This is a genomic window from Salmonella sp. SA14318 (assembly GCF_029866905.1).
Taxonomy (GTDB): domain Bacteria; phylum Pseudomonadota; class Gammaproteobacteria; order Enterobacterales; family Enterobacteriaceae; genus Salmonella; species Salmonella enterica.
In genome coordinates, this window is sequence record NZ_CP123282.1 from 2,453,387 (window position 1) to 2,472,463 (window position 19,077).

The 19,077-nt window shown below is 53.0% G+C and carries 22 protein-coding genes; 15 read left to right on the plus strand and 7 right to left on the minus strand.

Going from position 1 to position 19,077, the window contains the following annotated elements; genetic code table 11:
* The first annotated feature begins 25 nt into the window (after positions 1 to 25).
* A complete protein-coding gene (add, locus tag QEN32_RS11710; protein WP_265322134.1) occupies positions 26 to 1,027 on the plus strand; it encodes an adenosine deaminase in 1,002 nt (333 codons plus the stop codon).
* Between the two features lie 74 nt (positions 1,028 to 1,101).
* Here add and QEN32_RS11715 read toward each other — a convergent pair whose 3' ends face one another.
* Positions 1,102 to 2,142: an oxidoreductase gene (locus tag QEN32_RS11715; protein ID WP_000998242.1), complete on the minus strand. Its 1,041-nt coding sequence runs from the start codon at positions 2,140 to 2,142 to the stop codon at positions 1,102 to 1,104.
* Positions 2,143 to 2,349: 207 nt separating this feature from the next.
* On the opposite strand from QEN32_RS11715, the gene blr reads away from it, so the two are divergent.
* The 12 genes from blr (at position 2,350) to gstA (ending at position 12,783) form a co-directional block, all read left to right on the plus strand.
* The gene (blr, locus tag QEN32_RS11720) at positions 2,350 to 2,475 is read left to right on the plus strand and encodes a division septum protein Blr (RefSeq protein WP_001708800.1); all 126 of its coding nucleotides are present in this window, start codon (positions 2,350 to 2,352) and stop codon (positions 2,473 to 2,475) included.
* Positions 2,476 to 2,772: 297 nt separating this feature from the next.
* Positions 2,773 to 2,988: a transcription modulator YdgT gene (gene ydgT / locus QEN32_RS11725; protein ID WP_000217946.1), complete on the plus strand. Its 216-nt coding sequence runs from the start codon at positions 2,773 to 2,775 to the stop codon at positions 2,986 to 2,988.
* Between the two features lie 88 nt (positions 2,989 to 3,076).
* Positions 3,077 to 3,517: a DUF2569 domain-containing protein gene (locus QEN32_RS11730; protein WP_000214061.1), complete on the plus strand. Its 441-nt coding sequence runs from the start codon at positions 3,077 to 3,079 to the stop codon at positions 3,515 to 3,517.
* 76 nt (positions 3,518 to 3,593) lie between these two features.
* Positions 3,594 to 4,175 (plus strand): electron transport complex subunit RsxA, encoded by a 582-nt coding sequence (rsxA, locus tag QEN32_RS11735; RefSeq protein ID WP_000133179.1) that lies wholly within the window; start codon positions 3,594 to 3,596, stop codon positions 4,173 to 4,175.
* Positions 4,175 to 4,753: an electron transport complex subunit RsxB gene (gene rsxB / locus QEN32_RS11740; protein WP_001092600.1), complete on the plus strand. Its 579-nt coding sequence runs from the start codon at positions 4,175 to 4,177 to the stop codon at positions 4,751 to 4,753. The genes rsxA and rsxB overlap by 1 nt, the downstream gene beginning before the upstream one ends.
* A complete protein-coding gene (gene rsxC, locus QEN32_RS11745; protein ID WP_265322135.1) occupies positions 4,746 to 6,953 on the plus strand; it encodes an electron transport complex subunit RsxC in 2,208 nt (735 codons plus the stop codon). The genes rsxB and rsxC overlap by 8 nt, the downstream gene beginning before the upstream one ends.
* Positions 6,954 to 8,012, plus strand: a complete 1,059-nt coding sequence (gene rsxD / locus QEN32_RS11750) for an electron transport complex subunit RsxD (protein ID WP_114051654.1) — start codon at positions 6,954 to 6,956, stop codon at positions 8,010 to 8,012.
* A 3-nt stretch (positions 8,013 to 8,015) separates the two neighbouring features.
* The gene (gene rsxG / locus QEN32_RS11755; protein ID WP_265322136.1) at positions 8,016 to 8,636 is read left to right on the plus strand and encodes an electron transport complex subunit RsxG; all 621 of its coding nucleotides are present in this window, start codon (positions 8,016 to 8,018) and stop codon (positions 8,634 to 8,636) included.
* Positions 8,637 to 8,638: 2 nt separating this feature from the next.
* On the plus strand, positions 8,639 to 9,331 hold the full coding sequence (locus QEN32_RS11760) for an electron transport complex subunit E (RefSeq protein WP_001649594.1): 693 nt from the start codon (positions 8,639 to 8,641) through the stop codon (positions 9,329 to 9,331).
* Positions 9,331 to 9,966 carry an endonuclease III gene (gene nth, locus QEN32_RS11765; RefSeq protein WP_001030318.1) on the plus strand — a complete coding sequence of 212 codons (636 nt, stop codon included), beginning with the start codon at positions 9,331 to 9,333 and terminating at the stop codon, positions 9,964 to 9,966. Before QEN32_RS11760 ends, nth begins: the two co-directional genes overlap by 1 nt.
* Positions 9,967 to 10,567: 601 nt before the next feature.
* A complete protein-coding gene (dtpA, locus tag QEN32_RS11770) occupies positions 10,568 to 12,073 on the plus strand; it encodes a dipeptide/tripeptide permease DtpA (RefSeq protein ID WP_000100911.1) in 1,506 nt (501 codons plus the stop codon).
* Between the two features lie 104 nt (positions 12,074 to 12,177).
* Positions 12,178 to 12,783: a glutathione transferase GstA gene (gene gstA / locus QEN32_RS11775; RefSeq protein ID WP_000765727.1), complete on the plus strand. Its 606-nt coding sequence runs from the start codon at positions 12,178 to 12,180 to the stop codon at positions 12,781 to 12,783.
* Between the two features lie 58 nt (positions 12,784 to 12,841).
* Here the strand turns inward: gstA and pdxY are convergent, their stop codons facing one another.
* The 5 genes from pdxY to anmK form a co-directional block, all read right to left on the minus strand.
* Positions 12,842 to 13,702, minus strand: a complete 861-nt coding sequence (gene pdxY / locus QEN32_RS11780) for a pyridoxal kinase PdxY (protein WP_000789736.1) — start codon at positions 13,700 to 13,702, stop codon at positions 12,842 to 12,844.
* A 59-nt stretch (positions 13,703 to 13,761) separates the two neighbouring features.
* The gene (tyrS, locus tag QEN32_RS11785; protein WP_000168626.1) at positions 13,762 to 15,036 is read right to left on the minus strand and encodes a tyrosine--tRNA ligase; all 1,275 of its coding nucleotides are present in this window, start codon (positions 15,034 to 15,036) and stop codon (positions 13,762 to 13,764) included.
* A 126-nt stretch (positions 15,037 to 15,162) separates the two neighbouring features.
* On the minus strand, positions 15,163 to 15,819 hold the full coding sequence (gene pdxH / locus QEN32_RS11790; RefSeq protein WP_001282334.1) for a pyridoxamine 5'-phosphate oxidase: 657 nt from the start codon (positions 15,817 to 15,819) through the stop codon (positions 15,163 to 15,165).
* A gap of 58 nt (positions 15,820 to 15,877) precedes the next feature.
* A complete protein-coding gene (gene mliC / locus QEN32_RS11795) occupies positions 15,878 to 16,207 on the minus strand; it encodes a C-type lysozyme inhibitor (RefSeq protein WP_001132086.1) in 330 nt (109 codons plus the stop codon).
* Between the two features lie 87 nt (positions 16,208 to 16,294).
* On the minus strand, positions 16,295 to 17,416 hold the full coding sequence (gene anmK, locus QEN32_RS11800) for an anhydro-N-acetylmuramic acid kinase (protein ID WP_023206052.1): 1,122 nt from the start codon (positions 17,414 to 17,416) through the stop codon (positions 16,295 to 16,297).
* 272 nt (positions 17,417 to 17,688) lie between these two features.
* Here anmK and slyB point away from each other — a divergent pair, with 272 nt between their 5' ends.
* Positions 17,689 to 18,156 (plus strand): outer membrane lipoprotein SlyB, encoded by a 468-nt coding sequence (gene slyB, locus QEN32_RS11805; RefSeq protein WP_000597179.1) that lies wholly within the window; start codon positions 17,689 to 17,691, stop codon positions 18,154 to 18,156.
* A gap of 47 nt (positions 18,157 to 18,203) precedes the next feature.
* On the opposite strand, the gene slyA is transcribed toward slyB, so the two are convergent.
* Positions 18,204 to 18,644 carry a transcriptional regulator SlyA gene (gene slyA, locus QEN32_RS11810; RefSeq protein ID WP_000764554.1) on the minus strand — a complete coding sequence of 147 codons (441 nt, stop codon included), beginning with the start codon at positions 18,642 to 18,644 and terminating at the stop codon, positions 18,204 to 18,206.
* 194 nt (positions 18,645 to 18,838) lie between these two features.
* Here slyA and QEN32_RS11815 point away from each other — a divergent pair, with 194 nt between their 5' ends.
* The gene (locus QEN32_RS11815) at positions 18,839 to 19,075 is read left to right on the plus strand and encodes a DUF1656 domain-containing protein (RefSeq protein ID WP_000649755.1); all 237 of its coding nucleotides are present in this window, start codon (positions 18,839 to 18,841) and stop codon (positions 19,073 to 19,075) included.
* Positions 19,076 to 19,077 lie beyond the last annotated feature (2 nt).

Sequence of the window (19,077 nt, forward strand, 5' to 3'; positions counted from 1 at the left end):
CTTTTATTAAAAATTGAGTGCGCCCATGATTGATATTACGCTTCCTTTGACTGACATCCACCGCCACCTTGATGGCAACATTCGCGCCCAAACAATTCTGGATCTTGGTCGGCAGTTCAACATCGCCCTTCCCGCCCAAACGCTGGAAACGTTGATTCCGCATGTCCAGGTCACCTCAACCGAACCCGATTTAGTGAGCTTTCTCACGAAGCTCGATTGGGGGGTAAAAGTCCTGGCATCGCTTGACGCCTGCCGCCGTGTGGCCTTTGAAAATATTGAAGATGCCGCACGTAACGGCCTGCATTACGTCGAGCTTCGCTTTTCGCCCGGCTATATGGCGATGGCGCATCAGTTACCGATCGCAGGCGTGGTTGAAGCCGTTATCGACGGCGTACGCGACGGCTGTAACACGTTTGGCGTCGAGGCGCGACTCATTGGCATTATGAGCCGTACCTTCGGCGAGTCGGCATGTTTACAGGAGCTTGATGCGCTGCTGGCGCACAGAGAGAAAATCACCGCGCTGGATTTAGCCGGTGATGAGCTGGGCTTTCCCGGCAGTCTGTTTTTGTCGCACTTTAATCGGGCGCGTGATGCGGGCTGGCATATTACCGTTCACGCTGGCGAAGCCGCAGGGCCGGAAAGTATCTGGCAGGCGATTCGCGAACTGGGGGCCGAACGTATCGGACATGGCGTAAAAGCTGTCGAAGATCGCGCGTTAATGGATTTTCTTGCACAGCAGCGTATCGGTATTGAATCCTGTCTGACCTCGAATATTCAGACCAGTACCGTCGCATCGCTGGCGGATCATCCACTCAAAACCTTCCTTGAGCATGGCGTTCTCGCCAGTCTTAATACGGACGATCCGGCTGTTCAGGGCGTAGATATTATCCATGAATATCACGTCGCCGCGCCAGCGGCAGGATTGAGCCGCGAACAGATTCGCCAGGCGCAGATTAACGGTCTGGAAATCGCCTTTCTGAGCGATAGCGAAAAACGTGCGCTGCGCGAAAAAGTGGCCGCGGCGTAAGATTGCTTTATTGATGCTAACGCCCTCTCTCCGCCTGCGGTTTAATGCTATCCCAGGCGGAGAAATGCGACATCTCAGGCAAGACACAGCGTCGCGCGATGTTTTGCCGATTCCATGCCCAGTTCAATCAACTCCATAATTTGAATCGCCTGGCTTGCCGGCACGGGATTTTCACCGTTACCGTTTAACGCATCGCGGATAGCGGCATAATATGCCGGATAGTTACCCGGCAACGTAAGCCAGTTCTCTTCTTTGCGCGTTTCTCCCTCAACCAGGGTCAATACGCCGTCACGCATGTCATATCCCCAGTCTTCCTGCGGTAAACGCTCGCCGTTTTTTAACCGTTCTTCCTGGGGATCGAGGCCATATTTTACATAGCTACCGCGCGAACCATGAACGATGTATCGCGCGGATTCCGCCGCGGCCAGCATCGTACCGTGCAAAATCACGCGGCGCTGGGGGTAGGATAAAATCGCGTGGAAATAATCTGTAGATTGCGCGCCCGGACGCAGTTGCGCTAAATCCACCGTCATGCTGACCGGCAGGCCAAAAAGTTGAATGGCCTGATCCAACAAGTGCGGCGCCAGATCGTACCAGATACCACTTCCCGGCCCGCCTTGCTCGCGCCAGCGGTCGCGCACCTGGGGACGGAAGCGATCAAAGTGGGATTCAAACAAGGACACCTCGCCGAGCACGCCATCCGCCAGCAAGGCCTTCAGCGTCAAAAAATCGCTGTCCCAGCGTCGGTTGTGGAAGACGGAAAGTACCCGACCAGTGCTCCGCGCAAGCGCATCCAATTCTCGCGCCTGTGACAGTGTCACGGTAAAGGGTTTATCAACCACCACATGCTTACCGGCTTCCAGCGCAGCTTTCGCCAGCGGGAAATGGGTATCGTTGGGCGTCGGGATCACGATCAGGTCGATATGCGGATCGTTAAATAAATGTCGGGGCTCAGAGACCACGGAAACCGCCGGCCAATCTGCTTTCACTTTTGTTTCATCGCTGCTGGATACCGCCGCAAGCTCTAGCCCTGGCGTTCCCATAATTAAGGGCGCATGAAAGGTTTTACTGGCGTAGCCATAACCGATTAACCCAACGCGGATTTTATCATTCATCTCACTGCCTCCGGTTTTAGATATCGCTATTCCACACCATCGTGCGATTAGCCGCAATAGCGTCCTGACCATCAACGTAGCATCAAATGATTAACTTGTTACAGAACAGAGGCTGAAAACGTTTCCCTCCCTCTTGCCGACCGTTCGCCAGGAAAGTAACATTTACCCCCTGTGTTTATGGATAAATCAAAGCAAATGTCGTCAATAATGAATCGTCTTATTGAATTAACTGGGTGGATAGTTCTCGTTATCTCAGTCATTCTTTTAGGTATTGCCAACCATATTGACAATTACCAACCACCAGAGCCCACGGCTTCCGTCCAGAAGAAGTAAGCGTCAGATAATGTAAAGGCATTTTCGCGTGGTACGGTAAGCGGCGCCCCGGGGGGTGCAAAGAAAAGTCAAAAACCGGCAAAAAAAACGAAATATGTCCTATCTGGTCTGACGTTTATTGCCTGTTGTAGGAAAGCGCGTTAACCTTTCGCCCCAGGCGCCATGTGGCGCCTGACTCTTTACCGGTAAGAATATTCCCTTTTTACCTGCACCCCTGACCTCTCACTGGTGCGGTTTTGTTTATTTTTTATCAGTGACTACTCCGTTGGCATTATATTTAATATGGATCAACTTTATATGACCGTTCAGGATTATCTATTAAAATTCCGCAAAATTAGTTCGCTCGAAAGTCTGGAAAAACTGTTCGACCACCTTAACTATACCCTTACTGATGACATGGACATTGTTAATATGTATCGCGCTGCAGATCACCGCCGTGCCGAACTGGTTTCCGGAGGACGCCTGTTTGATGTAGGTCAGGTTCCGCAATCCGTCTGGCGCTATGTGCAATAAAGAAAGTAGCGTTTAACATCAAAAACCTTATAATATTTGCCCCAAAATGAGCGGCATGACCGTTAACGCGCGTAACCCCGGAGAAGATATGACTACAACACCGCCACAACGAATTGGAGGCTGGCTTCTTGGCCCGTTAGCCTGGCTGTTAGTCGCGTTGTTGAGCGCCTCGCTGGCGTTATTACTCTACGTTATGGCGCTTGCCACACCGCAAACGTTCAAGACGCTTAGCGGACAGGAAACCGGTAATTTACTGCTATGGGGCATTTCATTTATTACCGCTATCGCCATGTGGTACTATACCCTGTGGTTGACGATCGCATTCTTCAAACGCAGACGCTGCGTGCCGAAGCATTACATTATCTGGCTGCTGGTGTCGGTGTTACTGGCGGTTAAAGCATTTGCCTTTTCGCCCGTCTCAGATGCCTTTGCCGTGCGTCAGTTACTCTTCCCACTGTTGGCGACGGCGCTCATTGTGCCTTATCTCAAACGTTCAGCGCGCGTTAAAACAACGTTTGTTAATCCGTAATAACCCTACAGTTAACCTGTTGTCGCCTGTAGTAGTTTGACAGATAATAGGCGGCTTTTTTATTTCAGGCCGAAACATGACTGATTACCTGCTGCTCTTTGTCGGAACTGTACTGGTCAATAACTTTGTACTGGTCAAATTCCTGGGCCTTTGTCCCTTTATGGGCGTATCCAAAAAACTGGAAACCGCCATGGGGATGGGCCTCGCGACGACCTTTGTCATGACGCTGGCGTCGATATGCGCCTGGCTTATCGACACCTGGATACTTATTCCGCTGGATCTGATTTATCTGCGGACGCTGGCCTTTATCCTCGTCATTGCTGTGGTCGTGCAATTTACCGAAATGGTTGTGCGGAAAACCAGCCCGGCGTTATACCGCTTGTTAGGCATCTTCTTACCACTGATTACCACTAACTGTGCGGTTCTGGGCGTAGCGTTACTGAATATTAATCTCGGTCATCACTTTCTTCAGTCGGCGCTGTACGGATTTTCCGCCGCCGTCGGTTTTTCATTAGTGATGGTTCTGTTTGCCGCCATCCGCGAACGCCTTGCCGTGGCGGATGTGCCCGCCCCTTTTCGTGGTAACGCGATAGCATTGATTACCGCAGGATTAATGTCTTTGGCCTTTATGGGCTTTAGTGGTTTGGTGAAGTTGTAATGAATACTATCTGGATTGCCGTTGGCGCCCTGACCCTTCTGGGCCTGGTGTTCGGCGCCATTCTGGGTTATGCCTCCCGCCGATTCGCGGTTGAAGATGATCCGGTTGTTGAAAAAATCGATGCGATTTTGCCGCAGAGTCAGTGTGGTCAGTGCGGCTATCCCGGCTGTCGCCCCTACGCCGAAGCCGTGGGTCTCCAGGGCGAGAAAATCAATCGTTGCGCGCCCGGCGGCGAAGCCGTCATGCTGAAAATGGCAGAGTTGCTAAACGTAGAGCCGCAACCATGCGATGGTGAAGAACAGCAGGCCGCGCCAGTACGTATGCTGGCAGTTATTGATGAAAATAACTGCATTGGCTGCACAAAATGCATTCAGGCCTGCCCGGTTGACGCCATCGTTGGCGCAACGCGCGCCATGCACACGGTCATGAGCGATCTCTGTACTGGCTGTAATCTGTGCGTCGATCCGTGTCCGACGCACTGCATCGAATTACGTCCGGTGAATGAGACGCCCGACAGTTGGAAATGGGATTTGAACACCATTCCCGTTCGCATCATTCCCGTGGAACAACATGCTTAAACTATTTTCCGCTTTCAGAAAAGATAAAATCTGGGATTTCGACGGTGGTATTCATCCGCCCGAAATGAAGTCCCAGTCAAACGGCACGCCGCTGCGCCAGGTGCCTTTAGCACCGCGCTTTGTTATCCCTTTAAAACAGCACATTGGCGCTGAGGGCGAGCTGTGCGTTAGCGTCGGCGATCGCGTGCTACGCGGCCAGGCGCTTACCCGTGGACGTGGGAGAATGCTGCCGGTACACGCGCCCACCTCCGGGACGGTTATCGCTATTGCCCCCCACTCGACGGCACATCCTTCGGCGCTGGCGGAGTTAAGCGTCATCATTGATGCCGACGGCGAGGACCGCTGGATTGAGCGTGATGGCTGGTCTGATTACCGCGCCCACAGCCGTGAAGCGCTCATTGAACGCATTCATCAGTATGGCGTTGCCGGGCTTGGCGGCGCAGGGTTTCCCACCGGCGTTAAATTGCAGGGCGGCGGCGATAAAATCACCACGCTTATTATCAATGCCGCAGAGTGCGAACCTTACATTACGGCGGACGATCGTCTGATGCAGGACTGCGCCGCGCAGATTGTGGAAGGTATTCGCATCCTGGCGCATATTCTGCAACCGCGTGAGGTATTAATCGGCATTGAAGATAACAAACCGCAGGCTATTTCCATGCTGCGCGCCGTACTGGCTGACGCTCACGATATTTCGTTACGTGTGATCCCAACCAAATACCCTTCCGGCGGCGCAAAACAGCTCACCCAAATACTGACGGGAAAACAGGTTCCCCACGGCGGGCGCTCCTCTGATATTGGCGTGCTGATGCAAAACGTCGGTACGGCGTATGCCGTTAAACGCGCCGTGATTGACGGCGAACCGATCACAGAACGCGTCGTCACCTTAACGGGTGAAGCGGTAAGCCGCCCGGGTAACGTCTGGGCGCGGCTCGGCACTCCCGTTCGTCATTTGCTTAACGATGCCGGGTTCTGCCCTTCCGCTGACCAGATGGTCATCATGGGCGGCCCGTTGATGGGATTCACCCTTCCCTGGCTTGACGTACCGGTCGTAAAAATCACCAACTGCCTGCTGGCGCCATCCGTGACTGAAATGGGAGCGCCTCAGGAAGAGAAAAGCTGTATTCGTTGCAGCGCTTGCGCTGACGCTTGCCCTGCCGACCTTTTACCGCAGCAGCTTTATTGGTTCAGCAAAGGGCAGCAGCATGACAAGGCTACCGCTCACCATATTGCTGATTGTATAGAATGCGGCGCCTGCGCCTGGGTCTGCCCCAGTAATATTCCGCTCGTCCAATATTTCCGTCAGGAAAAAGCGGAGATTAATGCTATCAGGCTTGAAGAAAAACGCGCCGCCGAAGCCAAAGCACGTTTTGAGGCTCGTCAGGCAAGACTGGAGCGTGAAAAAGCCGCCCGCCTTGCACGTCATAAGAGCGCAGCGGTACAACCAGCGGCAAAAGATCAGGATGCCATTGCCGCTGCGCTGGCGCGGGTAAAAGAGAAACAGGCGCAGGCCACGCAACCGGTGGTTATTCAGGCGGGTAGTCTGCCAGACAATAGCGCCGTCATCGCGGCCCGTGAAGCGCGTAAAGCGCAAGCGCGCGCTAAACAAGCCGCTCATCCGGTGGCTGACAGCGCGATACCCGGCGACGACCCGCGTAAAGCCGCAGTGGAGGCGGCTATCGCTCGCGCCAAAGCCCGCAAACAGGAGCAGCAGGCCGGAAGCGAACCTGCCGAACCGGTCGATCCGCGCAAAGCCGCGGTGGAGGCGGCCATCGCCCGCGCCAAAGCCCGCAAACAGGAGCAGCAGGCCGGAAGCGAACCTGCCGAAGCGGTCGACCCGCGCAAAGCCGCGGTGGAAGCGGCTATCGCCCGCGCCAAAGCCCGCAAACAGGAGCAGCAGGCCGGAAGCGAACCTGCCGAAGCGGTCGACCCGCGCAAAGCCGCGGTGGAAGCGGCTATCGCCCGCGCCAAAGCCCGCAAGCAGGAGCAGCAGGCCGGAGGCGAACCTGCCGAAGCGGTCGACCCGCGTAAAGCCGCGGTGGAAGCGGCCATCGCCCGCGCCAAAGCCCGTAAGCAGGAGCAGCAGGCCGGAAGCGAACCTGCCGAACCGGCCGACCCGCGTAAAGCCGCGGTTGCTGCGGCTATCGCCCGCGTTCAGGCAAAAAAAGCAGCACAGCAGCAGGTTGTTAACGAGGATTAAATGGTATTCAGAATCGCAAGCTCGCCTTATACCCATAACCAGCGTCAGACATCGCGAATCATGTTGCTGGTAGTAATCGCCGCTCTGCCGGGGATTGCCGCGCAGACGTGGTTTTTTGGTTGGGGAACGCTTTTCCAGATCGTTCTGGCTGCTATCACGGCGCTCGTCGCGGAAGCCATTGTCCTCAGGCTGCGCAGACAATCGGTCGCCAGTCACCTGCAGGATTATTCCGCGTTATTGACGGGGCTTTTGCTGGCGGTCAGCATCCCTCCGCTCGCGCCCTGGTGGATGGTCGTGCTGGGAACCGGATTCGCCATTATTATCGCTAAACAGTTATATGGCGGGCTGGGACAAAACCCCTTTAATCCGGCCATGATCGGTTACGTGGTGCTATTAATTTCCTTTCCGGTGCAAATGACAAGCTGGTTGCCGCCTTATGAAATAGCCGCAACAACGCCCGATATGCTGGACACGTTGCGGATGATTTTTACCGGGCATACCGCCAGCGGCGGCGATATGACGCTGCTACGTATCGGTATTGACGGTATCAGCCAGGCGACGCCGCTGGATACGTTTAAAACGTCCTTGCGCGCCGGGCACTCCGTTGAGCAAATCATGCAGTACCCGATATACAGCGGTGCGCTGGCTGGCGTGGGCTGGCAGTGGGTTAACCTCGCCTGGCTTGTCGGCGGCGTATTCCTGCTGTGGCAAAAAGCCATCCGCTGGCATATCCCGGTCAGTTTTCTGCTCACGCTGGCGCTATGCGCCGCGTTAGGTTGGCTTTTCTCGCCCGCTACGCTGGCCTCGCCGCAGCTTCATCTGCTGTCAGGCGCCACCATGCTGGGCGCATTTTTTATCTTGACGGATCCGGTTACCGCCTCCACGACCAACCGTGGACGTTTAATTTTCGGCGCGCTGGCTGGGGTATTAGTGTGGCTGATTCGTAGCTTCGGCGGCTATCCGGACGGCGTTGCTTTTGCTGTCCTGTTGGCGAATATCACGGTTCCTCTGATCGACTACTACACGCGCCCCCGCGTCTATGGACATCGCAAAGGATAAACCATGCTGAAAACGATTCGTAAACACGGTATTACGCTGGCGCTTTTTGCCGCAGGCTCTACGGGATTGACCGCGGTGATTAATCAGATGACAAAATCAACCATCCACGAACAAGCGCTGCAACAACAACATGCCCTGTTCGATCAGGTATTGCCGCCAGATCGTTACAATAATAATCTGCAAGAGAGCTGTTATCTGGTCGATGCGCCCGCCCTCGGCAAAGGCACACACCGTGTTTTTATCGCTCGCAAGGATGATAAACCCGTAGCGGCCATCATTGAGGCCACCGCGCCAGATGGCTATTCCGGCGCAATCCAGCTTATTGTTGGCGCAGATTTCAACGGTACCGTCCTGGGGACGCGTGTGACGGAACATCATGAGACGCCAGGGTTAGGTGATAAAATTGAGCGCCGTTTGTCTGACTGGATTACCCACTTTAGCGGTAAAACCATCAGCGGTGAAAATGATTCGCACTGGGCGGTGAAAAAGGATGGCGGTGATTTTGATCAATTTACCGGGGCGACAATAACGCCGCGCGCCGTGGTGAATGCGGTTAAACGCGCCGGGCTGTACGCCGAATCACTGCCCGCTCAGCTCCCCCATTTAACCGCCTGTGGAGAATAACCATGAGCGAAATAAGAGACATTGTTGTTCAGGGGTTATGGAAAAATAACTCTGCTCTGGTGCAGCTACTTGGCCTGTGCCCTTTACTGGCGGTGACGTCTACGGCAACCAACGCTCTGGGGCTGGGTCTGGCCACAACGCTGGTATTAACGCTGACCAACCTTACGGTGTCCGCACTACGTCGCTGGACGCCGGCAGAAATCCGTATCCCGATTTACGTCATGATCATTGCCTCGGTGGTAAGCGCAGTACAGATGCTGATCAATGCGTATGCGTTCGGTTTGTATCAGTCTTTAGGGATTTTTATTCCTCTGATTGTAACGAACTGCATTGTTGTTGGTCGCGCCGAAGCGTTTGCCGCGAAAAAAGGACCGTGGCTTTCCGCGTTGGACGGTTTTTCCATCGGCATGGGCGCGACAGGTGCGATGTTCGTGCTGGGTTCGCTGCGCGAGATCCTCGGGAATGGTACGCTTTTCGATGGCGCGGATAGCCTGCTGGGAGGCTGGGCAAAAGTATTACGGGTCGAGATATTTCACACCGACTCGCCTTTCCTGCTGGCGATGCTGCCGCCAGGCGCGTTTATCGGCCTGGGGCTCATGCTGGCGGTAAAATATCTTATTGATGAAAAAATGAAGAAACGCCGCGCCGAAACCGTGCCTTCCGCTGTTCCGGCAGGTGAAACAGGGAAAGTCTGATGAACAAAGCAAAAAGGCTGGAAATTCTGACGCGCCTGCGCGACAACAATCCGCACCCCACAACGGAACTCAATTTCACGTCGCCGTTTGAGTTGCTGATTGCCGTGTTGCTTTCCGCGCAAGCAACCGACGTCAGCGTGAACAAGGCTACCGCCAAACTTTACCCGGTCGCCAATACGCCAGCCGCGATGCTGGAACTGGGCGTAGAAGGCGTGAAATCCTATATCAAAACCATCGGTTTATTTAACAGTAAAGCGGAAAACGTGATTAAGACCTGCCGTATTTTACTGGACAAGCATAATGGCGAAGTGCCGGAGGATCGGGCGGCGCTGGAAGCGCTTCCCGGCGTGGGGCGTAAAACCGCTAACGTGGTGCTAAATACCGCCTTCGGCTGGCCGACCATCGCCGTTGATACGCATATATTTCGTGTATGCAACCGAACACAGTTCGCACCGGGTAAAAATGTCGAGCAGGTAGAAGAGAAGTTACTAAAAGTGGTGCCGAATGAGTTCAAAGTGGACTGCCATCACTGGTTAATTTTGCATGGCCGCTATACCTGTATCGCCCGAAAACCCCGCTGCGGCTCCTGCCTCATTGAAGACCTTTGTGAATACAAAGAAAAAGTCGATATTTGATATGGTCGGAGCGCGTCCGTCACGCCAGCGCGCTCCTACCTTCGGCCTGGATCTATTTTAGCCATCAATCATTCCAGCCTCTGTCCTTTTTCTGATGTAATGTGCTTTCGTTTTCCCTTCACGTCAGGTTAATCATTTTTTTAATCGCAAAAATTTCTATCTATCCGTGATCAGGATCACTTTGATAACTTCATGTGAAATTTAATGACATCTAAGGTTACATTTACAACCGGATAGACTGACGCCCCGTTTTCACTACAAAACATTACTCTGCCATTTTTTCAGATAATGGCCTATATCACTGCTTTTCACCTTAAATAGCAGAAGATATCGCCTTTCACCCAAACTAATGGCCTTTTTGCAGTGTAAAAATCTGCCATTCTTCAAATGAAGAAATTTAACGCTGGATAACATTTCTGACATCGGACGATTCAACCAGAAGAGTTATATGTAACAGATTATTACAAAGCTCTTGTCTGGAGAGGAAAGATAGTGAACATTACCTGCCGTTTCCCCTCCAATATAACAATCGGACGGATGAGTCTGACTCATCACGCGCCAGACAATCCCTGTTAATACGGGGCGTAAAAAAGAGGTAAAAGTGTCTACTGCAAACAAAAAACCAACTGAAAGCGTCAGTTTGAACGCTTTCAAACAACCGAAGGCGTTCTATCTCATCTTCTCGATAGAGTTATGGGAGCGTTTTGGTTATTACGGCCTGCAAGGCATTATGGCCGTCTACCTGGTAAAACAACTGGGTATGTCAGAAGCGGATTCCATCACCCTTTTCTCTTCCTTCAGTGCGCTGGTGTACGGCCTGGTCGCCATTGGCGGTTGGTTAGGTGATAAAATTCTGGGCACCAAACGCGTTATTATGCTGGGTGCCGTGGTGCTGGCTATCGGTTATGCGCTGGTCGCATGGTCTGGTCATGACGCTGGCATCGTCTATATGGGCATGGCGGCTATCGCTGTGGGTAACGGTCTGTTTAAAGCTAACCCGTCTTCCCTGCTGTCTACCTGTTACGCGAAGGACGATCCGCGTCTCGACGGCGCATTTACGATGTATTATATGTCCGTCAACATCGGCTCCTTCTTCTCTATGCTGGCGACGCCGTGGCTGGCGGCGCGTTATGGCTGGAGCACCGCGTTTGCGCTTAGCGTCGTCGGTATGCTGATAACCGTCGTTAACTTTGCTTTCTGCCAGCGCTGGGTGAAAAGCTACGGTTCCAAACCCGACTTTGAACCGATCAACTTCCGTAATCTGCTGCTGACAATCGTGGGTATTGTCGTTCTGATTGCGGTCGCCACCTGGCTGCTGCACAACCAGGATATCGCGCGTATGGTGCTGGGCGTAATCGCTCTTGGCATCGTCATTATCTTCGGTAAAGAAGCGTTTTCCATGCACGGCGCGGCTCGCCGTAAAATGATCGTCGCCTTTATTTTGATGCTGCAGGCGATTATCTTCTTCGTACTGTACAGCCAGATGCCGACGTCGCTGAACTTCTTTGCCATTCGTAACGTCGAGCACTCTATTCTCGGTATCGCGTTCGAACCGGAACAGTATCAGGCGCTGAACCCATTCTGGATCATTATCGGCAGCCCGATTCTGGCCGCTATCTATAACAGGATGGGCGATACGCTGCCGATGCCGATGAAATTCGCCATTGGTATGGTGCTGTGTTCCGGCGCGTTCCTGATTCTGCCGCTGGGCGCCAAATTTGCGAACGATGCCGGCATCGTATCCGTAAACTGGCTGATCGCAAGCTACGGCCTGCAAAGTATCGGTGAGCTGATGATCTCCGGTCTGGGACTGGCAATGGTCGCACAGTTGGTTCCGCAGCGTCTGATGGGCTTCATCATGGGTAGCTGGTTCCTGACAACGGCAGGCGCTAACATCATCGGCGGTTATGTCGCCAACCTGATGGCTGTGCCGAGCGACGTGACTGACCCACTGATGTCCCTGGAAGTCTATGGTCGCGTATTTATGCAGATTGGCATAGCAACCGCCGTTATCGCCGTCCTGATGCTGCTGACAGCGCCTAAGCTGAACCGTATGACCCAGGACGATGATACCGCTGAAAAAGGCTCTAAAGCCGCTACAGTTTAATTTTCCGGGAAACAACATTCAGGCCGCTAACTGTGCGTTAGCGGCTTTTTTTTTGCTCGTCCCCGCACTACCATACTTTAAACCTCAGCAAAAAGGAGTTACCGATGAAACTGTTCTACAAACCGGGTGCCTGCTCTCTTGCTTCCCATATTACCCTGCGCGAAATTGGCAAAGACTTTACGCTTGATGGCGTCGATCTCGCAAAAAAACGCCTGGAAAACGGTGATGATTACCTGGCAGTCAACCCTAAAGGACAGGTTCCGGCTCTGCTGCTGGATGACGGCACACTGTTGACTGAAGGCGTCGCCATTATGCAGTACCTCGCCGACAGCGTTCCCGACCGCCAGCTTCTGGCGCCGGTAAGTAGTCTTGCTCGCTATCATACGCTGGAATGGCTCAACTATATTGCAACGGAACTGCATAAAGGCTTTACCCCGCTGTTCCGCCCTGACACGCCGGAAACACTTAAACCCGCCGTTCGCGCCGGTCTGGAAAAGAAATTGCAGTATGTGGATGAGTCGCTTTCAGACGACCAGTGGATTTGCGGCCAGCGTTTTACCATTGCAGACGCTTATCTGTTTACCGTATTGCGTTGGGCCTATGGCGTAAAACTGAATATGGACGGGTTAACGCATATTGAAAGTTATATGCAGCGTGTCGCAAAAAGACCGACCGTTGCGGCAGCGCTTAAAGCGGAAGGACTGAATTAATGTCATGTTGCCGGATAGCTCGCTGTACCGCCATCCGGCCTCTTTTTAGCAGCAATAATTACAGCCGCGTTGCGCTGAAGTAATGTTCAGGGTTAGCGATCCTGTCCTGGGCCGCCACGACCTGCAGTTCGTACTCCTGCATCGTTTTGGTGGCGATCATAATCTCATAGACTGCCGCCGTAACGTGCTCCAGCGCCTGCTGCAACGTCGCACCCTGCAAAAGTTTGACCAGCAATAAACCACTGGTGACATCGCCAACGCCAACCGGCTGACGTGAGCCGAAATCCACCAGCGGACGGCTAATATGCCAGGCTTCCTGCGCTGTCACCAGCAGCATTTCAAAGCGTTCTGAACTGTAACCGGCGCGGGCGAGATGTTTTACCAGTACAATTTCTGGCCCCTGAGCAATCAGTTCTCGCGCCGCCTGCACGGCGTCATTCACATTATTCACGCTATGTTTGCTGAGAATTTCCAGTTCAATCAGGTTAGGCGCGATAATATCGCTGGCGGGTAGCGCATAACGCACATGGAACTCTGCGACGCCAGGCGCCACGATACAACCCTTTTCCGGATGCCCCATCACGGGATCGCAGAAATATTTTGCCTGCGGATTTGCTGCTTTAACCTGGCGCACAATACCGAGAATGTGTTCTCCCTGCTCGGCAGATCCCAGGTAACCGCTAAGTACGGCGTCGCAGTGCGCTAACTGGCCAATGTCCGCAATCCCCTGGACAATCTCAGTCAGATGGCTGGGCGGCATGACACAGCCGGTCCATTTACCATATTGCGTGTGGTTAGAAAACTGAACGGTATTCAGCGGCCAAACATTCGCGCCAAGACGGCGCATGGGAAATTCGGCGGCGCTGTTGCCCGCATGTCCGAAAACAACATGGGACTGGATAGCGAGGATATTCTTCATTTTTTTACCTGAACATCAAAAATAAGGGAGTGATTTCTCACTCCCTGTTACTTAATGCCTTATTTCCAGCAAATCAGACAATAGTTCTTTTTGCCGCGACGTAATAAGGTATAGCGGCCAAACAGACGGTCCTCATCGTTAAAGATGTATTCAGGATCGGATTGTTTTTCACCATTGATAGTGACAGCGTTGGAGGCGATAGTCTTACGCGCCTGACCACGTGATGGCTGGAGTTCGGCGTCTACCAGCGCCTGCATCAGGTCGGCGCCTTTTTCCATTTCAACCATCGGTACGCCGTCCTGCGCCAACTGCTCAAAGTCAGCTTCGCTCAGCGCGCTCAGTGAACCGCTGAACAGGCATTCAGTGATCCGTTTCGCCGCAACCAGCCCCTCTTCACCATGAACCAGGCGCGTCACCTGCTCGGCCAGCACATACTGCGCGCGCGGCGCTTTACCGCTGTTTTTATCTTCTTCTTCCAGGGCATTGATCTCTTCAATGTCCATAAAAGTGAAGAATTTCAGGAAGCGATAAACATCGGCATCTGCGGTGTTAATCCAGAACTGGTAGAATTTGTACGGACTGGTTTTCTTCGGATCCAGCCAGACAGCGCCGCCTTCGGTTTTACCGAATTTCGTGCCGTCAGCTTTGGTGATCAGCGGAACGGTCAAACCAAATACCTGATTCTGGTGCAGGCGACGGGTCAGGTCGATACCGGAAGTGATGTTCCCCCACTGGTCAGAACCGCCAATCTGTAAGGCAACGCCGTGCAGTTTATTCAGACAAGCGAAGTCGTACCCCTGTAGCAGGTTATAAGAGAACTCCGTGAAAGAGATACCCTGATCGTCACGGTTCAGACGCTGCTTCACCGCTTCTTTGTTGATCATCTGATTAACGGAAAAATGTTTACCGATATCGCGCAGGAAAGTCAGCACATTCATGCTGCCGAACCAGTCATAGTTATTGGCCGCGATGGCGGAGTTTTCGCCGCAATCAAAGTCCAGGAATGGGGCAACCTGTTTACGAATTTTCGCCACCCACTCCTGAACGGTCTCTTCAGTGTTCAGTTTACGCTCGGCGGCTTTGAAGCTCGGGTCGCCAATCAGACCGGTCGCGCCGCCTACCAGCGCAACAGGTTTGTGCCCTGCCTGCTGGAAGCGTTTCAGGCATAACAATGGAACCAGATGCCCCAAATGCAAGCTGTCAGCGGTAGGATCGAAGCCGCAATAGAGCGCGATCGGGCCTTGCGCCAGTCGCTCTGCCAACGCGTCTTCGTCCGTCACCTGGGCTACCAGCCCCCGCTCTTGCAATTGTTTAATCAAGTTACTGCTTGCCATCAAAATCTCCATGTATAAAACGACTGCACCTTTGCCGGTACACGACTTTTCGCCAGACGCGAAAGAGACATAGCATAAAACGGCGGATTCATCCGCACCAGTGCTTAAAACAAGATTTTTGCATCTTTAGGGCGCAAGACGGTCGATTTTCCATGCGCCGTCGTCGCGTTGGTACAAAAAGCGATCGTGCAGACGATGTTCGCCGCCCTGCCAGAACTCCATCTGTTCGATACTCACGCGAAAACCGCCCCAGAAGCTGGGTAACGGCACTTCGCCCTGTTGAAATTTCTGCTTGAGCTCCAGGAATTTGCTTTCGAGGATACCGCGCGCGGAAATGCGGCTGGATTGTTTAGAGACCCATGCGCCGATCTGGCTGTCGCGCGGACGGCTGTGGAAATACCTCACCACCTCAAGAGTGGAGAGACGCTCGGCTTTGCCTGTCACCATCACCTGGCGTTCAAGCATATGCCAGGGAAATAACAGGCTGATACGCGGATTGTGCTCAATTTGATGCGCCTTGCGGCTTCCCAGGTTGGTATAAAAGACCAGGCCTTTTTCATCGTAATGCTTGAGCAATACAATACGCTGGTACGGTTGCCCCTTGTCATCTACGGTCGCCACGACCATTGCCGTCGGATCGGCCAGTCTGGCGTCGCACGCTTGCCCAAGCCAGCGCTCAAATAAGGTTAACGGTTCAGCGGGTAAATCGCGGCGACGCAAGCCGCCTTTCGTGTATTCACGGCGCAGATGCGCGATCTGCTGCAATTGGTCGTTATCAGACATGGCGTTGATCAGAAATAATCAGTGGGTGGCGCTATTGTGCGCCCCCATACTGAAAATCTCAACGCTTCGGATTTTGTAACTGACAGTTATTAAGCACAATTCTGTCTCGTTTATAGACCGTGGCGCTCTCGCCTTGCGACCAGAAAACATAAATCCCGTCGGTATAACGCGCGCCCGAGGCCGAGATTCCTTGCTTCAGGGTCAGCAGCTTATTGTCATAGACAAAACTGACCTCTTCACGCGGGTTATTGACTTTAACGGTAAGCGGCTTCTCATCACACTGGTATTCCAGCGTATCCGTTTGCATACGTTCAACAAATTGTTGATAAACGCTACAGCCGGTCAGCAGCACAGGTAAACACATTATTGCGATCTTTTTCATAGGCATATCCCGAAAGCTCTCCTGCTTCTGGAAGGGCAAACGCCCCTTCCTGACCTTGCTAGTTTACCGATATAGGGTCCGGGAAAAATTCAGTTAACTCTGAGTTATTGGGTTAGCCGGGTAAATAGCGCCTAAAACACTGGCTTCTGTAGCCCCCGTCACGGAAGGTAAATTTCCCGGCAGGCCCGCGAGCGTTCGCCAGGCAAGCCAGGCAAAGGCCAGCGCTTCCATATCATCGCCGCTGATCCCCGCCTTATCGGTGGTCGAAACCTCGATACCGGGCAACAGCGCCGCCAGACGGGCCATCACTAACGGATTCCGGCTTCCGCCGCCACAAACCATCAGCCGCTCGCAGCCGCCATTGAGCAGCACCTGTTGGGCGATGGAGACCGCCGTCAGCTCCGCCAGCGTGGCCTGTACATCGCGCGCGTCTGCGCCAGGGAAAGCCGTAAGATGACGCTCTAACCAGCCATAGTTGAAATATTCGCGTCCTGTACTTTTGGGCGCCGACGCAGCAAAGTACGGATCGCGCAACATCTTTTGCAGCAATGGAAGAATAACCTGACCTTCTTTCGCCCATGCCGCGTCTTTGTCGTAGGGCTGCGCGCATTGTCGCCAAATCCACGCATCCATCAACATATTACCCGGCCCCGTGTCGTACCCGCGCACCGCCTGTCCGGGGAAAAGCAGAGATAAATTGGCGATGCCGCCGATATTCAGGACCATACGTTTTTCCGTCGGATGTCCCAACAGCGCGTGATGGAAAGCGGGCACCAGCGGCGCGCCTTGTCCGCCCAGCGCAATATCCCGCCGCCGAAAATCGCCGACCACTGTAATCCCCGTATGGGCGACGATGTGATTATTATCGCCAATTTGCAGCGTATGCGGGGCCTCGCCGGTCGGCTCATGCCAGACCGTTTGCCCATGACAACCAATGGCGACGATATCCCGCGGCTGCAAACGTTGTTGCGCTAACAGCGCATTAACCGCCTGTGCAAAAAGCCGGCCTAACTGGGTATCCAGCTGGCCGAGTTGCGAGAGCGTAAGCGGTTGTCCCTGGCAAATATCGAGAATGCCTTTTTTCAGATGAACGGGAATGGGCCAGGTGAGACTTGCCTGTTGCGCAACCATGGTTGCATCAATTGCCGCCAGTACAACATCCACACCATCAAGGCTGGTCCCGGACATAACGCCAATAAAACGGCCCGATTTCATACCTCTTCCTTATTAAGCTGGGTTAAGCCTTAACACTCGGCATAACGTATTTTGCAATGCGATGCCCGCGTCACGTTTTTTGCCGTGCCGTCCACGGATATCAATAACCTATCTTTTCTTGCTTCCCACTTCGTTTAAGATTAGTTAATTAACTTCTGATTATGATTTTTACATTCTTTCGGCAGAAGATATGACCTTAACTGCATAAATGCCATATAATTTAGCTATAGGGATGCTGAAATAGCGTTTCGTGAAGAACAGGAGATGGGTAAATGATTAAACGTGTACTGGCCGTTTCACTGATGGGGTTATCCTTAGCTGGGTGTGTTAACAATGATAGCCTTTCGGGTGATGTTTATACCGCATCCGAGGCTAAACAAGTTCAGAATGTAACGTACGGTACTATCGTTAACGTTCGTCCGGTTCAAATTCAGGGCGGTGATGATTCTAACGTGATTGGCGCTATCGGCGGCGCGGTGTTGGGCGGATTCCTCGGCAACACTATCGGCGGCGGTACGGGTCGTTCACTGGCGACCGCGGCAGGCGCGGTGGCTGGTGGCGTAGCGGGCCAGGGCGTCCAGAGCGCAATGAATAAAACCCAGGGTGTGGAACTGGAAATTCGTAAAGACGATGGCAACACCATTATGGTTGTGCAGAAACAAGGAAATACGCGTTTCTCGGCAGGTCAGCGTGTCGTGCTGGCCAGCAACGGCAGCCAGGTTACTGTCTCTCCACGCTAAACCAGGCTTTACGTGTGGTCACATGGCCACACGTATGCCCCTGCACCTCAATCGTGAGAGTGCAATTCCATAATGTTGTGTTCAAGTTTAGCGACAAGTTTAATCAGAAGCTCAATCTCCTCTGAAGAAATCCCAGCCAAAATTTCACCGCGCGTTTTATGAATGACCTCTTCCATCTCAGCGATCAGCGGCTCCGCTTTTTCGGTCAGTTTAATCCGCTTAGCGCGACGATCGCTGGCGCAGGTTTGCCGCGAAATTAGCCCCTTATCTTCAAGTTGATCCAACGTGCGTACCAGCGATGGCTGCTCAATGCCTATCGCTTTAGCCAATTGAATCTGCGACTGGTCAGGCGGCAATTGATGAATATTGTGCAACGTGACCCAATGTGTCTGCGTCAATTCCAGAGGCTTGAGGCGATGGTCAATCAGAGCACGCCAAATGCGCACCAACCGTGCCAGATCAGAACCTAGTGGCGATTCCAATTTCATCTCCTTATAATTAGCTTGCTAAGTTATTATGCTGATTTTAGAATAGTGTGCAGTATTTGTATTCTCAAAACAAATGTATTGCTAAATTTGCTTACCAATAGACATTTTTTCAGACATAGTGCGCACCTGGCACCTGTAGCTTCGGTTTTGGCTAAAACTAAAGCATCGATGTCTGACGCAAAGGAACATTGCTTGTGAAGTGTATACTCAACGCCACAGGATTGCCCTTACAAGATCTCATGTTGGGAGCATCTGTTTACTTTCCGCCATTCTTTAAAGCCTTTGCGCTTGGGTTCGTTATCTGGTTGTTTATTCACCGACTCCTGCGTGACCGGATATACTCTGATGAAATCTGGCATCCCCTGTTAATGGATCTCTCCCTCTTTACGCTTTGCGTATGTCTGGGCCTCGTTTTACTGATCGCGTGGTAAAT